Genomic DNA, 16,001 nt, shown 5'->3' on the forward strand with positions numbered 1-16,001 from the left:
CCACTTCATGTTCCTGATCCCGTGGCTTCCCGCCCCCGAGCTTGATTGGTACGGTCTGATTCGTGGCCGGTTACATCCTCAGGCGTCTTCTGCAGGCGATCCCCGTCCTGCTGGGCACGACCTTCCTCATCTACTTCATGGTGTTCGCCATGCCGGGCGACCCGTTGCTCGCCCTGTTCGGGGACAAGACCCCGAACCCGGCACTTCTCGAACGGCTCCGCGAGGAATACCACCTCGACCAGCCGTTCATCGTGCAATACTTCCTCTACCTCGGCGGGATCTTCCGCGGAGACTTCGGCACCTCGTTCTCGGGTGAACCGGTCTCGGCGATCCTCGCCCGCACCTTCCCGGTCACGATCCGGCTGGCCATCATGGCGCTCATCATCGAGTTCGTCGGCGGCGTGCTGATCGGTCTCATCTCCGGCCTCCGTAAAGGCAAGCTGTTCGATGCATCGGCGCTCGTCATCAGCCTGATCTTCATCTCGCTCCCCATCTTCGTCATCGCCTTCGTCGGTCAGTACGTGTTCGGCATCCAGCTCGGCTGGGTGAGGACGACGGTGTCCACCGGAGCGCCGATCCAAGACCTGATACTCCCGGCCTTCGTGCTGGCCTCGATCACCTTCGCCCAACTCATCAGGCTCACCCGCGCATCCGTCATCGAGACCCAGGGCCTCGACTTCGTGCGCACCGCCTACTCGAAGGGTCTCAGCCGACGCCGCATCATCCCGGTGCACATCCTGCGGAACTCCCTCATCCCGGTGGTCACCTACGCGGCCACCGACTTCGGCGTGCTGCTCGTGGGCGCGACGGTGACGGAGGGCATCTTCAACGTGCCCGGCGTCGGGCGCACGCTCTATCAGGCCATCATCCGCGGCGAAGGACCCACGGTCGTGTCCTTCGTGACCGTGATGGTGCTCATCTACCTGGTGGTCAACCTCGTCGTCGACCTCCTCTACGGCCTTCTCGACCCGAGGATCCGCTATGTCAAATAACACCCCGGCCCCAACCCCCGGCCACTTCGTCGCCCCGCTCGAGGAGACCCCTCTCGTCGCCGTCGACGCCGTCAACGTCGGAGAGCGCAAGTCGAACCTCTGGATCGACGCCTGGCGCGACATGCGCCGCCGCCCGATGTTCTGGATCTCGGCGGCGTTCATCCTGCTGGTCGTGATCGTCGCGCTCTTCCCGACGCTGTTCACGCAGGTCGATCCGCGCGAGTGCGTGCTCTCCCAGAGCAACGGGGCGCCGACGGCAGCCAACATCCTCGGCTTCAACAAGCAGGGCTGCGACGTGTTCTCGCGCATCGTGCACGGCACCTCGACCTCGCTCTCGGTGGGAATCATCGTGGTGGTGCTCACGACGGTGCTCGGCATCCTGTTCGGTGCCTTCGCCGGCTTCTACGGCGGCTGGGTCGACTCGGTGCTCTCCCGCGCGGGCGACATCTTCTTCTCGATCCCCTACATCCTCGCCGCCGTGGTCATCATGTCGGTGTTCTCGGCCTACCGGAACGTGTTCGTCATCTCCCTGGCCATCGGCATCTTCGCCTGGCCGGCCACCGCTCGCGTGCTGAGGGCCGAGATCCTCCGGGTGAAGCAGTCCGACTACGTGATGGCCGCCCGCGCCCTCGGTGTGTCGAACTTCAAGATCCTGCTGCGGCACGTGCTGCCGAACTCGATCGCGCCGGTGATCGTGGTGACCACGATCTCGCTCGGTGCCGCGATCGTCGCCGAGGCGACCCTGTCGTTCCTCGGCGTCGGACTCCCGAACTCCACCATGTCGTGGGGCAACGACATCTCGGCCGCCCAGGTCGACCTGCGCACGGCCCCGCAGACGCTCATCTATCCGTCCATCGCGCTCTCCGTGACCGTCCTCGCCTTCATCATGATGGGCGAGGTCATCAGAGACGCCCTCGACCCGAAGGCGAGGGCCCAGCGATGAGCGACCCCACCCAGAAACCGCTGCTCGAGATCAAAGACCTCGAGGTCGGGTTCCAGAGCACGAGCGGCATCGTTCCCGCGGTGCGCGGTGTCGACCTCACCCTGATGCCCGGCCAGACCCTGGCCATCGTGGGGGAGTCGGGCTCGGGCAAGAGCACGACGGCGCACGCCATCATCAACCTGCTCCCGGGTGCGGGGCGCATCACCGGCGGGTCGATCATGTTCGACGGGCAGGAGCTCACCTCCTACTCCGAGAAGAAGATGGAAGAGGTGCGCGGTCGACAGATCGGCTTCGTGCCGCAAGACCCGATGTCGAACCTCAACCCAGTGTGGAGCGTCGGGTTCCAGGTCGAGGAGACCATCCGCGCCAACGGCATCGCCTCGGGCAAGAAGGCGGTGCGCCAGCACGCCATCCAGGTGCTCCGTGAGGCGGGGCTGCAGGATGCCGACAAGCGACTGAAGCAGTTCCCCCATCAGTTCTCCGGCGGTATGCGGCAGCGCGTGCTCATCGGCATCGGACTCTCCAGCCGTCCCAAGCTCCTCATCGCCGACGAGCCGACCTCCGCCCTCGACGTCACCGTGCAGCGGCGCATCCTCGACCACCTCGAGACGCTCACCCGCGACTCCGGCACCGCCGTGCTGTTCATCACCCACGACCTGGGACTCGCCGCTGAGCGCGCCGAGCAGCTCGTGGTGATGTACAAGGGCCGCATCGTCGAGGCGGGCCCGTCGAAGGAGATCCTGCAGAACCCGGTGCACCCGTACACGCAGCGTCTCGTCGCCGCGGCACCGAGCCTCGCCTCTCGCCGCATCCAGACCGCGACGTTGCAGTCGGAGTCGCACACGCTGAGCGACCTCGACTACGCGCCGACCTCGGTCACCTCGGGCATCGACCTCATCGCCGCCGCCGAGGAGCGGGTCGAGCACCAGCCGGCCGTGAAGCGGCCCGACGCCATCGTGGTGCGCGACCTCACCAAGGTCTACAAGATCCGCGGGCAGAAGAAGGGGGCGGCGAGCGAGCTCACCGCCGCCGATCACGTGAACTTCGCCGTCGAGAAGGGCACCACCACGGCGATCGTGGGGGAGTCGGGCTCGGGCAAGTCGACCGTGGCGAAGATGATCCTGAAGCTCGAAGACCCGACGAGCGGCTCCATCCTCATCGACGGCACCGATGTGGCGCCGCTTAAGGGCCGGGCACTGCTCGACCTGCGTCGCCGCATGCAGCCGGTGTTCCAAGACCCGTACGGTTCGCTCGACCCGCTGCGCAACATCGGCAACACCATCGCCGAACCGCTGCAGGTGCACGGTGTGGGCGACCGCACCGCGCGCCGTGAGCGCGTGCTGGAGCTCCTCGACCAGGTGGCCCTGCCGCAGACGCTCATCGCCCGCTACCCGAACGAGCTGTCGGGTGGCCAGCGCCAGCGCGTGGCCATCGCGCGAGCCCTCGCGCTGAAGCCCGACATCGTCGTTCTCGACGAGGCTGTCTCGGCGCTCGACGTGCTGGTGCAGGCGCAGATCCTGAAACTCCTCGCCGACCTGCAGTCGGAACTGGAGCTCACCTACCTCTTCATCACGCACGATCTCGCGGTGGTGCGCGTCATCGCCGACAACGTCTGCGTGATGCAGAAGGGCAGGATCGTGGAGGCCGCCTCGACCGACGAGGTCTTCGACAGCCCGCAGGAGCAGTACACTAAGGAGTTGCTGAACGCCATCCCGGGCGCTGGAATCACCCTGGGCGTTTAGCGTTCCGGGCCACGAAGCCCACTCCAACCCCGCTCCTGCGAGCCCGTCTGGGTGGCTGTGCCATCGTTCCGGGTTCATGAATCCTGAGGAACTCCCATGGCACAAGCCACCCGCGATGACCTGCGCAACGTCGCGATCGTCGCCCACGTCGACCACGGCAAGACCACACTGGTCGACGCCATGCTCACGCAGACCAACTCCTTCGACGCGCACTTCGACGCCGACGACCGCATGATGGACTCGAACGACCTCGAGCGTGAGAAGGGCATCACGATCCTCGCCAAGAACACGGCGATCTCATACAACGGCGTGCACGCCGGCGGCAAGCCGATCACCATCAACGTGATCGACACCCCCGGCCACGCCGACTTCGGCGGCGAGGTCGAGCGCGGCCTCTCGATGGTCGACGGCGTGGTGCTGCTCGTCGACGCCTCCGAGGGCCCGCTGCCTCAGACCCGCTTCGTGCTGCGCAAGGCGCTCGAGGCGAAGCTCCCCGTCATCCTGCTGGTCAACAAGACCGACCGCCCGGATGCGCGCATCGACGAGGTCGTGGGCGAGTCGCAGGACCTGCTGCTCGGCCTCGCATCCGACATGGCCGACGACGTTCCCGACCTCGACCTCGACGCCATCCTCGACGTGCCGGTCGTCTACGCCTCCGGCCGAAACGGCGCCGCGTCGCTGAACAAGCCGGAGAACGGCTCGCTGCCCGACAACGACGACCTCGAGCCGCTGTTCGGGGCCATCCTCGAGCACATCCCGGCCCCCACCTACGACGACGAGGCGCCGCTGCAGGCCCACGTCACGAACCTCGACTCCTCGCCCTTCCTCGGTCGTCTGGCGCTCCTGCGGGTCTTCAACGGCACCATCAAGAAGGGCCAGCAGGTGGCCTGGGTGCAGCACGACGGCACGGTGCAGAACCAGCGCATCACCGAGCTGCTGAAGACCGTCGCCCTCACCCGTGTGCCCGCCGAGTCGGCGGGCCCCGGCGACATCGTCGCCATCGCGGGCATCGAGAACATCACCATCGGCGAGACCATCGCCGACCCCGACGACGTGCGGCCGCTGCCGGCGATCGTCGTCGACGACCCCGCCATCTCGATGACCATCGGCACCAACACCTCGCCCCTGGTCGGCAAGGTGAAGGGTCACAAGCTCACCCGCGCATGGTGAAAGACCGCCTCGACCGCGAGCTCATCGGCAATGTGTCGCTCCGCGTCGTCGACATCGGAAAGCCCGACGCCTGGGAGGTGCAGGGCCGCGGCGAGCTCGCGCTCGCCATCCTCGTCGAGAACATGCGCCGCGAGGGCTACGAGCTCACGGTGGGCAAGCCCCAGGTGGTCACGAAGCAGGTCGACGGCAAGACCCACGAGCCCTACGAGCACCTCACGATCGACGCCCCCGAGGAGTACCTCGGCGCCATCACGCAGCTGCTCGCGGCGCGCAAGGGCCGTATGGAGGGCATGTCGAACCACGGCACCGGCTGGGTGCGCATGGAGTTCATCGTGCCGTCGCGCGGTCTCATCGGCTTCCGCACCGAGTTCCTCACCATCACCCGCGGCACCGGCATCGCCAACGCGATCTCGCACGGCTACGGCGAGTGGGCGGGTGCCATCGTCACCCGCAACAACGGCTCCATCGTCGCCGACCGTGCCGGTGTCGTCACGCCGTTCGCCATCATCGCGCTGCAGGAGCGCATGACCTTCTTCGTCAACCCCACCGAGGAGGTCTACGAGGGCATGGTGATCGGCGAGAACTCGCGTGCCGACGACATGGACGTGAACATCACGAAAGAGAAGAAGCTGACCAACATGCGTCAGTCGACCGCCGACAACTTCGAGTCGATGACGCCCTCGCGGCAGCTCTCGCTCGAGGAGTGCCTCGAGTTCGCCCGCGAAGACGAGTGCGTCGAGGTGACGCCCGAGATGGTGCGCATCCGCAAGGTGGAGCTCGATCAGAACGCGCGTGCCCGCCGCACCGCGAACCTCAAGCGCGCGAACCAGTAGCACGCGCATCCGATCGCTGTAGCGCCGAGAGCGGCCGAGCTGGGAGAATCGTGGCCATGAGGCACACGACCAGGTCGGCCGCTCTCGCGGTCGCGTTTGCGATCCTTCTCACCCCGGCGCTCGCGGGCTGCATCGGCAACCCGGTCGAGCAGATCGTCGAGGGCGCCGTCGAGCAGGCCGGCGGCGGCGACGTCGACCTCAACTCCGACGGCGGGCTGCCCGACGGGTTCCCCACCGAGGTGCCGCTCTACGACGGCGAGATCGTGGGAGGCATGGGCGTGGGGGTCGCCGACGGCGACGGCGGGTGGACCGTCATCGTCAAGGTCGCCGACCCCGAGGCGTCCTTCACCTCGATCAACGACCAGCTCGTGGCCGCGGGCTTCGAGTCGCAGTTCTCCGGGTTCTCCGACGGCACGGGCACCGGCATGTACCAGGGCGCGAACTACGGCGTGCTCGTCACGGTCGCCGACGACGGTTCGGGCCAGGTGACCGCCACTTACATCGTGTCGGCCAACTCCGCCGAGTAGCGCTCGCGCACCCGCGGCCCCACCACGGCCGCGGCGACCATCAGGCCGAGCCCGAGAAGGAAGACGGCCAGGAACGAGCCCGGCTCCGGCGCGGGCACGCTGTGGAACAGGATGCCCGCCACGGCGAGCGAGGCGGCCGGGCCCGCTCCGTCGGCGATGGTCAGTGCGGCGCTGTTGAAGCCCTGCTCGGCGGGTGCCGACCGGGCGAGCAGCAGGGCCGAGAGCCGCGGGTAGGCCAGGCCCATGCCCGCGCCCGAGAGCGCCCAGCCCACGATGACGACGGCCGCGGGCAGGTGCAGCACCGCGGACACGACGACGAGGGCGATCGCCGCCACGGTGATCCACGCGCCGAGCGGAACGCCGCTGCCCTCGGCGAGGCGGCCCCCCGCGCGACTCTGCAGGATCGACGCCGCACCCCAGGCGATGCCGCTCGCGGTGAGGGTGAGGCCCGCGAACGCAGGGCTGAGGCCGTACTGCGCGGTGAGCAGGTAGGGCAGGTAGGTCTCGACGGCGAAGAAGCCGGCGGCGAGCAGGAGCCGCGTCGTGACGATGCTCGGCAGTCCCGGCCGGGCCGTCAGCACGCCGCGCGGAACCAGGGGGCGCAGCACCACCACCGCGACGGCGAGGGAGACGAGCGCCACCACGACGGTGAGCGCCAGCTCGAACTCGGCGGCCACGCTGAGGGTGAGGATGGCGACGGCCAGCAGCACCGCCCACATCACGCGCGCCACGGGCCACGGGGCGCCGACGACGGCCGAGGTCTCGGTCGCGGGCCCCGAGCGGAGGCTGCGCACGGCCGGGAGCACCAGGAACGCGGCGGGCAGCACCAGCGCCACCACGCCGAGGAACACCCAGCGCCAGCCGAACGTCTCGCCCACCACGCCCGCCACGAACGGGCCGACGAGCGCCGGAATGACCCACGCCGCCGAGAACAGGCCGAACATGCGTGCCTGCAGCGGTGCCGGGTAGACCCGCGCGATGATGACGTAGAGGGCGACGATGGTGCCCCCTGAGCCCAGGCCCTGCACGAGCCGTGCGAGCACGAGCATCGGCATCGAGACGGCGGTTCCGGCCAGCACGAGCCCGGCGACGAAGAGCGCGATCGAGACGACGAGCGGTAGGCGCGGGCTGCCGCGATCGCACAGGATGCCCGCGACCACCATGCCGACGACCGACGCCGCGAGCGGGGCTGCGAACGCGACGGCGTAGAGGGTCGCGCCGTCGAGCTCGTCGCTCACGACCGGCATCACGGTGGTGACGGCGAGGTTCTCGAACGCGGCGACGAACACCAGCACCACCGAACCCAGGGTGATGAGCCGGTAGCGGGCCGACATCGGTCCCTCGCGAACAGTCACGACTACGACCGTAGCGGGTGGGGTGCCGAGCGGCGCGGCGCGCCTCGGCTCAGCCGCGCGGCGCGGCGCGGTGCGGCTCGGCTCAGCGGCGCGGCGCGCCTCGGCTCAGCCGAACAGCGTCTCGCCGACGTAGCCGCCCTCCGAGGCGCCGGGCGGCACCGCGAAGATGCCCGAGCCGACGTGCCTGACGTACTCGTTCATGGCGTCGTTCTTCGCGAGGTTCATCTGGATCGGGATGAACTGCGTGCGCGGGTCGCGCTGGAAGGCGATGAAGAAGAGGCCCGCGTTCAGCCTGCCGAGCTCGTCGTTGCCGTCGACGAAGTTGTAGCCGCGGCGCAGCAGCTGGGCGCCCGCGTTCTGGGTCGGATGCGCCAGCCTCACGTGCGAATCCGCGGCGATGAGCGGCTCACCGCCGCGCCCGGTCGCCTCGAAGTCGGGCTCGGAGAACTCGGTGCCGCCCGAGTAGGGCGCGCCCTCGCCCTTCGTGCGGCCGACGATCGCCTCCTGCTCGCGAAGCGAGGTGCGGTCCCAGGTCTCGATGGTCATGCGGATCTTGCGGGCGACGAGGTAGGAGCCGCCCGCCATCCAGTCGGCGCCGTCGTCTGCGGAGGCCCACACCTGCTGGTCGACGACATCCGTCTGCTCCGCCTTGACGTTCGCGGTGCCGTCCTTGAAGCCGAACAGGTTGCGGGGCGTCGCCTGGGCGGTGGTGGTGGAGCTGGTGCGGCCGAAGCCGAGCTGCGACCAGCGGATCGCCGCCCGCCCGAAGGCGATGCGGGAGAGGTTGCGGATGGCGTGCACCGCGACCTGGGGGTCGTCGCTGCAGGCCTGGATGCAGAGGTCGCCGCCCGTGAGCGTCTCGCTCAGCATGTCGGCCGGGAAGTGCGGCAGGTCGACCAGCGCCGCGGGGCGCCGGTCGGCGATGCCGAAGCGGTCGGTGCCGTCGGCAGCGGTGAACAGCGTGGGGCCGAAGCCGAAGGTGATGGTGAGGCCGGCGGCGGGCAGCCCGAGCGCCTCGCCGGTGTCGTCGGGCGGGGCGTCGTAGGGGCCGTTCACCGCGCCGTAGACGCCGACCGGGTCGCCCGCGGTCATGAGCGCGGCGGCGGCGCTCCAGTCTTTCAGGAGCTCGACGAGGTCGTCGCGGGTGAGATCGGAGGCGACGTCGAAGGCGGCGAAGTGCAGCCGGTCTTGGGCGGGGGAGACGATGCCCGACTGGTGCTCGGCGTAGAAAGGGTAGACGGTGCCGGAGGCGATGCCGCTGCCGCCGGGGCCGGTGCCTGCGCCCTCGCCCGCGCCGAAGGCGGCCGAGGCCGCCTGGGCGATCGCCGGTGCCGCGAAGCGATCGGCGGCGACCCCCACGCCGACCCCGGCGACACCCGCCCCGACGAGGCCGAGCAGCCCCCTGCGGGAGATGCCGGGCTTCGCCTGGGCGGGTTCGTCGTGATCGGTCATGGAATCAGGGTAGGGCTCAGCCGACCAGCGTCGCCGTGAGGCGGCTGAGCGGCTCGCTCAGCGCCGAGACGCCGTCGGCGAGCTGCTTGACCTGGTCGGGGGTGAGCTCGTCGTAGTACGTGAACCCGGTGTCGAGGCTGCCGTACCCGGCGAGCGTCTTCTCGAGCGAGGCGAAGCGCTCGTCGATGGTGGTGACGAGCTCCGGGTCCTTGGTCTCGACGATGTCGCGCACACCCTCGTAGGCGACGCGGGCGCCCTCGAGGTTGGCCTGGAAGTCCCACAGGTCGGTGTGCGACCAGATCTCCTCCTCGCCCGTGATCTTGCCCGAGGCGACCTCCTCGAGGAGGCCGATCGCGCCATTCGAGATGGCGTCGATCGACACCGTGTAGCCGGGGTCGTTCACGGCGTCGGCGAGCAGCTGGGTGTCGGCGACGAGCTTGTCCGCGTAGGTGGCGCGCTCCTCCGGGGTGAGCGGTGTGTACTCGACACCGCCGTTCTCGGCCGCGGTCGGCGGGAAGAGGTCTTTCTCGATGCGGTGCCAGCCGGTCCACTCCTCGCCGTCGGCCACATCCGCCTCACGGAAGTCGATGGCCGGGTCGAGGTCGCCGAACGACTCGGCGACGGGCTCGATGCGCTCGTAATTCGCGCGGGTGACGGCGTAGAGGTCGCGGGCCTTCTGGTCGTCGCCCGCCAGGTAGGCGTCGGTGAAGGTCGTGGTGCCCACCACGAGCTGGGCCACCTGGTCTTTGACGTAGGCGACGTAGTTGAGTGCTGCGGCGTCGACCTGGTCCTGCAGGTCGCCGGCCAGCTCGACCTTGTCGCCCGAGACCGTGAACGCGGCCTTGCCGATGCCGTCGCCCACCATGCCCGGCTTGCAGACCGTGAAGTAGTCGCCCGGCTGCGCCTGCACCACGAGGTCGCGGGAGATGCCGGGGCCGACGTTCTCGACCTCGCCCACGATGCGCAGGCCGTCGTCGGCGAGCAGGTAGAACTCGGTCACCTGGTCGCCGGAGTTCGTGACCGAGAAGGTGAGCGTGCCGCTCGTGGCGCTCGACGCGCTCACGGTGCACGCGTCGGACGAGCTGTCGACGGTGATCGCACCGGCCGCGGCTCCGTCGCCCGCGGAGGCGGGGCTGTTGGGCACGCAGCCGGAGAGGGCGAGGAGGGCGAGGGCCGCAGACGCGGTGAGGAGTGCGGGCTTCACGGGCATCGCGTGCTTCGTGGCGGGGGTGAGTCTCACAGGAGCTCCTGTTCTGGTGATCGGGGAGAGGTCAGGCGGTGCGGGTGGGTGCTGCTGCTGCTGCTGCGGCCGGTGCTGTGGTGGCCACCTTCTTCGGCCCCCGGCGCACGGCGCGGAGGAAGAGCAGCATGGTGGGAACGAAGTAGGCGAGCCAGACGGCGAGCTCGAGCCACGTGGTGGCGGGGGAGAAGTTGACGGTGCCCTTCAACAGGGTGCCGTACCAGCTCGCGGGCGGGATGACGCCGCTCACGTCGAAGGCGAGGTTGTTGAGGCCCGGCAGGATCCCCGCCTCCTGCAGGTCGTGCACCCCGTACGAGAGCACGCCGGCGGCGACCAGGATGAGGAACCCGCCCGACCAGGCGAAGAACGTCGAGAGGTTGATCCGCACGAGCCCGCGGTAGATGAGGTAGCCGAGCACGACGGCGGCGGCGATGCCGAGGGCGGCACCCAGGATGGGCAGGGTCGTCTCGCCGGTGGCCTGCACCGCAGCCCAGATGAACAGCGCCGTCTCGATGCCTTCGCGGCCCACCGCGAGGAAGGCGACCAGCACGAGTCCCCACCCGGCGCCGACGAGCGCCTTGTCGATGTCGTCGTGGAGGGTTCCCTTGAGGTTCTGGCTGGTGCGGAGCATCCAGAACACCATCCAGGTCACGAAGCCCGTGGCGATGATCGAGAGCGAGCCGCCGATCGCCTCCTGCGCCTCGAAGCTCAGCCCGTAGGCGCCGAAGGTGAGCACCGCGCCGAGGGTGAGGGCGACGAGGACGGCGAGGCCGACGCCCATCCAGAGGCGGGCGAGCACGTCGTGGCGACCGAGCTTCCTCACATAGGCGATGAGGATGCCGACCACCAATGCGGCCTCGAGGCCTTCACGCAGGCCGATCAAGAAGTTGGCGAACACGGGCACCGTTCTTCACAGGAAAGCGGTAAGGGTTGCCTTACCAAAGATTGAGGCTAGACCTCCGCCGGTGGTTTGTCCACTCCGGAGCGCACGCGCCGATCTGTCCACAGATCCGCCGGGTTCAGGATGTTCGCGGCACGCGGCCGTACGCTGATCGCGTGAATCCTGCACGAACCACCCGCCTCCTCGCCATCGGGGCCTCGCTGTTCCTCGGCCTGCTGTTCGGCGTGCTGGGCACGATCGTGCACCAGATCTCGGTGAGCGTGTTCGGGCTGTTCGACCTGCCGGTGGGGCTCATCGTCGCGCTTCCCGCACTAGCGCTCCTCCTCATCGGCCTCCGCCTGGCGGCGCCCACGCGGTTCGCGGCGCTCGCCGCCGCCATCGGCTCGATCTGCATGGTCGCTCTTCTCGCGCTGCCGAGCCCGGGCGGCTCGGTGCTCATCCCCGACAGTCCGCTCGGCCTCGCCTGGCTCATCGGCTCGACCCTCGTGGCGGTCGTCGTCCTGGCCTGGCCGCGCGTGAAGCCGCGTGAACCGCGGGAGTCCGCGGTGCCGACCACCGGTTCCGACGCCCTAGACTTGAAGCTCGGGTAATCGAAGGGATCTGAACCACTGTGACCTATGTCATCGCCCTCCCGTGCGTGGATGTCAAAGACCGCGCGTGTATCGACGAGTGCCCCGTCGACTGCATCTACGAAGGCGAGCGTTCGCTCTACATCCACCCCGACGAATGCGTCGACTGCGGTGCCTGCGAGCCCGTCTGCCCCGTCGAGGCCATCTACTACGAAGACGACCTGCCCGACGAGTGGGGCGACTACTACAAGGCGAACGTCGAGTTCTTCGACGAGATCGGTTCGCCGGGCGGCGCCGCGAAGGTGGGCGTCATCAAGCACGACCACCCCGTGATCGCCGCACTCCCGCCGCAAGAGCACTGAGCGGCCCGCACCGGTGGCTCTAGGCGCCCTGCCCGACTACCCGTGGGACGCGATGACCCCGTTCGTCGAGCGGGCTCGCGCCCACCCCGGCGGCATCGTCGACCTCTCCATCGGGTCGCCGGTCGACCCGACCCCCGAGGTGGTGCGCGCGGCGCTCGCCGAGGCGACCGACGCCCACGCCTACCCGCAGACCGCGGGCACGCCGGCGCTCCGCGAGGCGGTCGTCGAGTGGTACGCAAGGCGACGCGGAGTCACCGGGCTCACCGCCGAGATGGTGCTCCCCACCATCGGCTCGAAGGAGTTCGTGGCCTGGCTGCCGTTCATGCTCGGCCTCGGCGAGGGCGACGTGGTCGTGCATCCGCTCGCCGCCTACCCCACCTACGAGATGGGGGCCACCATCGCCGGTGCCACGGCCGTCGCCGCCGACGACCCGGCCTCGTGGCCCGAGACGACGCGTCTGGTGTGGCTGAACAGCCCGGGCAATCCCGACGGTCGCGTGCTCGGCGTCGACGAGCTCGCCGCCGCCGTCCGACGGGCCCGCGAACTCGGTGCGGTCGTGGTGGGCGACGAGTGCTATGCCGAGCTCGGCTGGGAGGGCGAGTGGGCGTCGACCCCGGTGCCCAGCGTGCTAGACCCGCGCGTCACCGGGGGAGACCCGAGCGGGGTGCTCGCCGCGTACTCCCTCAGCAAGCAGTCGAACCTCGCGGGGTACCGGGCGGCGTTCGCGGTCGGAGACCCGGCGCTCATCGCCCGACTGCTCACCGTGCGCAAGCACGCGGGGATGATGCCGCCCGCACCCGTGCAGGCCGCCATGACCGTTGCGCTCGGCGACGACGAGCACGTCGCGGCGCAGAAAGAGCTCTACCGGGCCAGGCGCGCCGTGCTGAAACCGGCGCTCGAATCAGCGGGGTTCCGCATCGACCGCAGCGAGGCCGGGCTCTACCTCTGGGCGACGGAGGGGCGTGACTCGTGGGAGAGCATCCGGGCCCTGTCCGAGATCGGCATCGTCGCGGGGCCGGGGCCGTTCTACGGGGAGCACTACCCGCAGCACGTGCGGTTCTCCCTCACCGCCCACGACGAGCGCATCGCCGCTGCCGCCTCCCGGCTCGGCGGCTACCGCAGCGTGTAGGAGAGTTCCTCCAAGGTTCACCGCCCACTCTGGGTGAATGCAACAGTAGGGTTCCGGTGACATTAGGCTGTATGAGGGTCAGCGCAGTCACGGTCACGAACTCGCTGCGGCGCCCGCTGACGACAACGCTTGCAGATCATCTCGAGGAGGCGCCGTGACGGACGTCGATCACACCGCGAAGGCAGAAACCGGCTCTGCCGAGGGGCCCGGAACGGTCACGCTGAACCACCCGGGCGGCACCGCGGAGTTCCCGCTCCTGCCCTCGGTCGATGGGGCGTCGTCGATCGACCTCTCCACCCTCACCAAGCAGACGGGCCTCACGGCGCTCGATTACGGCTTCGTCAACACCGCAGCCACCAAGTCGGCGATCACGTACATCGACGGCGACGCCGGAATCCTCCGCTATCGCGGGTACCCCATCGAGCAGGTGGCGACGAAGCTCACCTACCTCGAGGTGGCGTGGCTGCTCATCTACGGCGAGCTGCCGACGCCCTCTGAACTGAGCGACTTCGACGACCGCATCCGTCACCACACCCTGCTGCACGAAGACCTCAAGCGTTTCTTCGACGCCCTGCCGCACAACGCGCACCCCATGTCGGTGCTCTCGTCGGGCGTCTCGGCCCTGTCGACCTACTACCAGGACTCGATGGACCCGCGGAACCCCGAGCACGTCGAGATCTCGACGATCCGCCTGCTCGCGAAGCTGCCGGTGATGGCGGCCTACGCGCACAAGAAGAGCATCGGGCAGGCCTTCCTCTACCCCGACAACTCGCTGTCGTTCGTCGACAACTTCCTGCGCCTGAACTTCGGCACAATGGCCGAGCCCTACGAGATCGACCCGGTGCTGTCGAAGGCGCTCGAGCGCCTGCTCATCCTGCACGAAGACCACGAGCAGAACGCGTCGACCTCGACCGTGCGGCTCGTCGGCTCCACCGAGGCGAACATGTTCGCGTCGATCTCGGCAGGCATCAACGCGCTCTTCGGGCCGCTGCACGGTGGGGCGAACGAGGCGGTGCTGTCGATGCTGGCGCAGATCCGCGACTCGGGTGAGGGCGTGGACAAGTTCGTCGAGCGGGTGAAGAACAAGGAGGCGGGCATCCGTCTCATGGGCTTCGGCCACCGCGTCTACAAGAACTACGACCCGCGCGCCAAGCTCGTGAAGGAGAGCGCCGACGAGGTGCTCGAGGCGCTCGGCGTCAAAGACCCGCTGCTCGACATCGCGAAGGAGCTCGAGCAGGTCGCCCTGAACGACGACTACTTCATCTCGCGTCGCCTCTACCCGAACGTCGACTTCTACACCGGCGTCATCTACAAGGCCATGGGCTTCCCCACCCGCATGTTCACGGTGCTCTTCGCCATCGGTCGGCTCCCCGGCTGGATCGCCCACTGGCGCGAGATGGCCACCGACCCCCAGACCAAGATCGGCCGCCCCCAGCAGCTCTACTTGGGCTCCCCCTCCCGCGACCTGCCCTAGGGCCCGCCCCCTCTCTCACCGAGAGTGCCCAAAGTGCCGCCTCCCCGCCCGGGAGGGGGCACTTTGCGTTCTCTCGACGTTCTGCACAGGGGCGCGGGGGTGCGGGATGCGTCCACAGGTTCGGGGGGGTCGGGGGTGTGGGGTCGTGGGCGCGCAGCATGGGCGCATGTCGCCCGTCCCCGCCCGCCCGTTACCCCTTGATCTCGAGGGTGTCGCGTTCTCCGTGGGCCGTGGGGCGCAGGCGGGGCTGTCGAAGCGACGGATGCGCGCGGGTGACCTCGACCGGCCGTTCCACGGCGTGCGCAGGCGGCGAGGTGCTGCCGACAACGGGCTGCTCGCGGTCTGTCGGGCGTACGCGGTGCGGATGAAGCCCGCGCAAGCGTTCAGCCACGAGACGGCGGCTGCGCTCTGGGGCGTTCCCCTCGACGGACATCGGCGGGGCGGTGCGGCCGGCTCCAAGGTCGCCCCCGACCGCGAACGTGGCGACGCTCGTCCCGACGGGCAGCGGGCGCTGCACGTTTCGGCCCTGCACGGCGGGCCGCGACCGCGGTGTGCAGGAGTGACCGGCCATGTGCTGTCCGACCCGGCAGTGTTCATCCTCCTGAGGCAGGAGCTGCCCGTCGTCGACCCTGCCACTGTCTGGCTCCAGCTCGCGGCGACATCGCGCTTCGACGAACTCGTGGCGGCGGGCGACCACCTCGTGCTCACGCCGCGGCGGGCGACGCCTGGAGCGGAGAGACCGTACACGACGGTGGAGGAGCTTCGTCGGCGCGTGTCGGCGTTCTCGGGGCGGGGTAGACGGCTCGCTGTCGAAGCGCTGCCGTGGATACGTGACGGCGCCGAGTCGGCACGCGAGACGCGCCTCAGGCTCAATCTCGTGCGGTGGGGGCTGCCCGAGCCCGTACTCAACGCCGCGATCCGGTCGTCGCGCGGCGCGTTCATCGCGTTCGGCGATCTCGTCTATCCCGAATTCAAGGTGTTGGTCGAGTACGAGGGTGAGCAGCACCGCACCGACGCCCGCCAGTTCTACCGCGACATCGAGCGCCACGAAGCTCTGCAGCGTGCAGGATGGGTGCTCATCCGCGAGACCAAGGAGTCGCCCCGGGTGGGCCCGCGCTCCGCCCCCACACGTGCTGCTCGCGCTCTGCGCGCCCGCGGGTGGCGCGGTTGAGGGTGGCGCGGTTGAGGGTGGCGCGGTTGAAGGCAAGCCCGCCCGTGTCGTGGTGCGTGCATCCGCCCACCTCTCCAGGGCCCGTCGCTCATCACGCGAGAGGGCGCGACGTGCCGCCTCGTGCCCCGAGAGGCGGCGTGT

13 protein-coding genes and 1 pseudogene are annotated in these 16,001 nt (G+C 69.3%); 10 read left to right on the plus strand and 4 right to left on the minus strand.

Features of this window, described 5'->3' with window-relative positions; genetic code table 11:
* Positions 1 to 62 precede the first annotated feature (62 nt).
* The 5 genes and pseudogenes from ABFY20_RS07645 (at position 63) to ABFY20_RS07665 (ending at position 6,207) form a co-directional block, all read left to right on the plus strand.
* Positions 63 to 992 carry an ABC transporter permease gene (locus ABFY20_RS07645; protein ID WP_368499343.1) on the plus strand — a complete coding sequence of 310 codons (930 nt, stop codon included), beginning with the start codon at positions 63 to 65 and terminating at the stop codon, positions 990 to 992.
* Complete coding sequence (locus tag ABFY20_RS07650; protein WP_368499344.1) at positions 982 to 1,935, plus strand: ABC transporter permease; 954 nt, start codon at positions 982 to 984, stop codon at positions 1,933 to 1,935. Before ABFY20_RS07645 ends, ABFY20_RS07650 begins: the two co-directional genes overlap by 11 nt.
* Positions 1,932 to 3,677: a dipeptide ABC transporter ATP-binding protein gene (locus ABFY20_RS07655; RefSeq protein ID WP_368499345.1), complete on the plus strand. Its 1,746-nt coding sequence runs from the start codon at positions 1,932 to 1,934 to the stop codon at positions 3,675 to 3,677. Before ABFY20_RS07650 ends, ABFY20_RS07655 begins: the two co-directional genes overlap by 4 nt.
* A gap of 96 nt (positions 3,678 to 3,773) precedes the next feature.
* Positions 3,774 to 5,680, plus strand: a pseudogene (gene typA / locus ABFY20_RS07660) (translational GTPase TypA).
* A gap of 56 nt (positions 5,681 to 5,736) precedes the next feature.
* Complete coding sequence (locus ABFY20_RS07665; protein ID WP_368499346.1) at positions 5,737 to 6,207, plus strand: hypothetical protein; 471 nt, start codon at positions 5,737 to 5,739, stop codon at positions 6,205 to 6,207.
* On the opposite strand, the gene ABFY20_RS07670 is transcribed toward ABFY20_RS07665, so the two are convergent.
* From ABFY20_RS07670 to efeU, 4 genes are all read right to left on the minus strand, one after another.
* Entirely contained in the window at positions 6,177 to 7,562 is a 1,386-nt protein-coding gene (locus tag ABFY20_RS07670; protein WP_368499347.1) for an MFS transporter, read from the minus strand. The genes ABFY20_RS07665 and ABFY20_RS07670 overlap by 31 nt on opposite strands.
* 105 nt (positions 7,563 to 7,667) lie before the next feature.
* Positions 7,668 to 9,014 carry an iron uptake transporter deferrochelatase/peroxidase subunit gene (gene efeB, locus ABFY20_RS07675; protein WP_368499348.1) on the minus strand — a complete coding sequence of 449 codons (1,347 nt, stop codon included), beginning with the start codon at positions 9,012 to 9,014 and terminating at the stop codon, positions 7,668 to 7,670.
* Positions 9,015 to 9,030: 16 nt separating this feature from the next.
* Positions 9,031 to 10,224, minus strand: a complete 1,194-nt coding sequence (gene efeO, locus ABFY20_RS07680) for an iron uptake system protein EfeO (protein ID WP_368499750.1) — start codon at positions 10,222 to 10,224, stop codon at positions 9,031 to 9,033.
* 61 nt (positions 10,225 to 10,285) lie between these two features.
* Complete coding sequence (gene efeU, locus ABFY20_RS07685) at positions 10,286 to 11,152, minus strand: iron uptake transporter permease EfeU (protein WP_368499349.1); 867 nt, start codon at positions 11,150 to 11,152, stop codon at positions 10,286 to 10,288.
* Between the two features lie 158 nt (positions 11,153 to 11,310).
* On the opposite strand from efeU, the gene ABFY20_RS07690 reads away from it, so the two are divergent.
* The 5 genes from ABFY20_RS07690 (at position 11,311) to ABFY20_RS07710 (ending at position 15,860) form a co-directional block, all read left to right on the plus strand.
* Positions 11,311 to 11,745 (plus strand): DUF6113 family protein, encoded by a 435-nt coding sequence (locus ABFY20_RS07690; RefSeq protein WP_368499350.1) that lies wholly within the window; start codon positions 11,311 to 11,313, stop codon positions 11,743 to 11,745.
* A 20-nt stretch (positions 11,746 to 11,765) separates the two neighbouring features.
* Positions 11,766 to 12,086 carry a ferredoxin gene (gene fdxA, locus ABFY20_RS07695; protein WP_368499351.1) on the plus strand — a complete coding sequence of 107 codons (321 nt, stop codon included), beginning with the start codon at positions 11,766 to 11,768 and terminating at the stop codon, positions 12,084 to 12,086.
* A gap of 13 nt (positions 12,087 to 12,099) precedes the next feature.
* Entirely contained in the window at positions 12,100 to 13,215 is a 1,116-nt protein-coding gene (gene dapC, locus ABFY20_RS07700; protein ID WP_368499352.1) for a succinyldiaminopimelate transaminase, read from the plus strand.
* Between the two features lie 220 nt (positions 13,216 to 13,435).
* Positions 13,436 to 14,689 carry a citrate synthase gene (locus ABFY20_RS07705; protein ID WP_253743855.1) on the plus strand — a complete coding sequence of 418 codons (1,254 nt, stop codon included), beginning with the start codon at positions 13,436 to 13,438 and terminating at the stop codon, positions 14,687 to 14,689.
* Between the two features lie 166 nt (positions 14,690 to 14,855).
* Positions 14,856 to 15,860 (plus strand): hypothetical protein, encoded by a 1,005-nt coding sequence (locus ABFY20_RS07710; RefSeq protein WP_368499353.1) that lies wholly within the window; start codon positions 14,856 to 14,858, stop codon positions 15,858 to 15,860.
* Positions 15,861 to 16,001 lie beyond the last annotated feature (141 nt).

The sequence above is a fragment of the Herbiconiux sp. A18JL235 genome, from assembly GCF_040939305.1.
In the GTDB taxonomy this organism is placed as follows: domain Bacteria; phylum Actinomycetota; class Actinomycetes; order Actinomycetales; family Microbacteriaceae; genus Herbiconiux.

Excerpts from the sequence above, each read along its gene's own strand:
- ABFY20_RS07650 (WP_368499344.1), top strand. The coding sequence starts at position 982 with ATGTCAAATAACACCCCGGCCCCAACCCCCGGCCACTTCGTCGCCCCG.
- ABFY20_RS07655 (WP_368499345.1), top strand. The coding sequence starts at position 1,932 with ATGAGCGACCCCACCCAGAAACCGCTGCTCGAGATCAAAGACCTCGAG.
- ABFY20_RS07665 (WP_368499346.1), top strand. The coding sequence starts at position 5,737 with ATGAGGCACACGACCAGGTCGGCCGCTCTCGCGGTCGCGTTTGCGATC.
- efeB (WP_368499348.1), bottom strand. The coding sequence starts at position 9,014 with ATGACCGATCACGACGAACCCGCCCAGGCGAAGCCCGGCATCTCCCGC.
- efeO (WP_368499750.1), bottom strand. The coding sequence starts at position 10,224 with ATGCCCGTGAAGCCCGCACTCCTCACCGCGTCTGCGGCCCTCGCCCTC.
- ABFY20_RS07710 (WP_368499353.1), top strand. The coding sequence starts at position 14,856 with ATGTCGCCCGTCCCCGCCCGCCCGTTACCCCTTGATCTCGAGGGTGTC.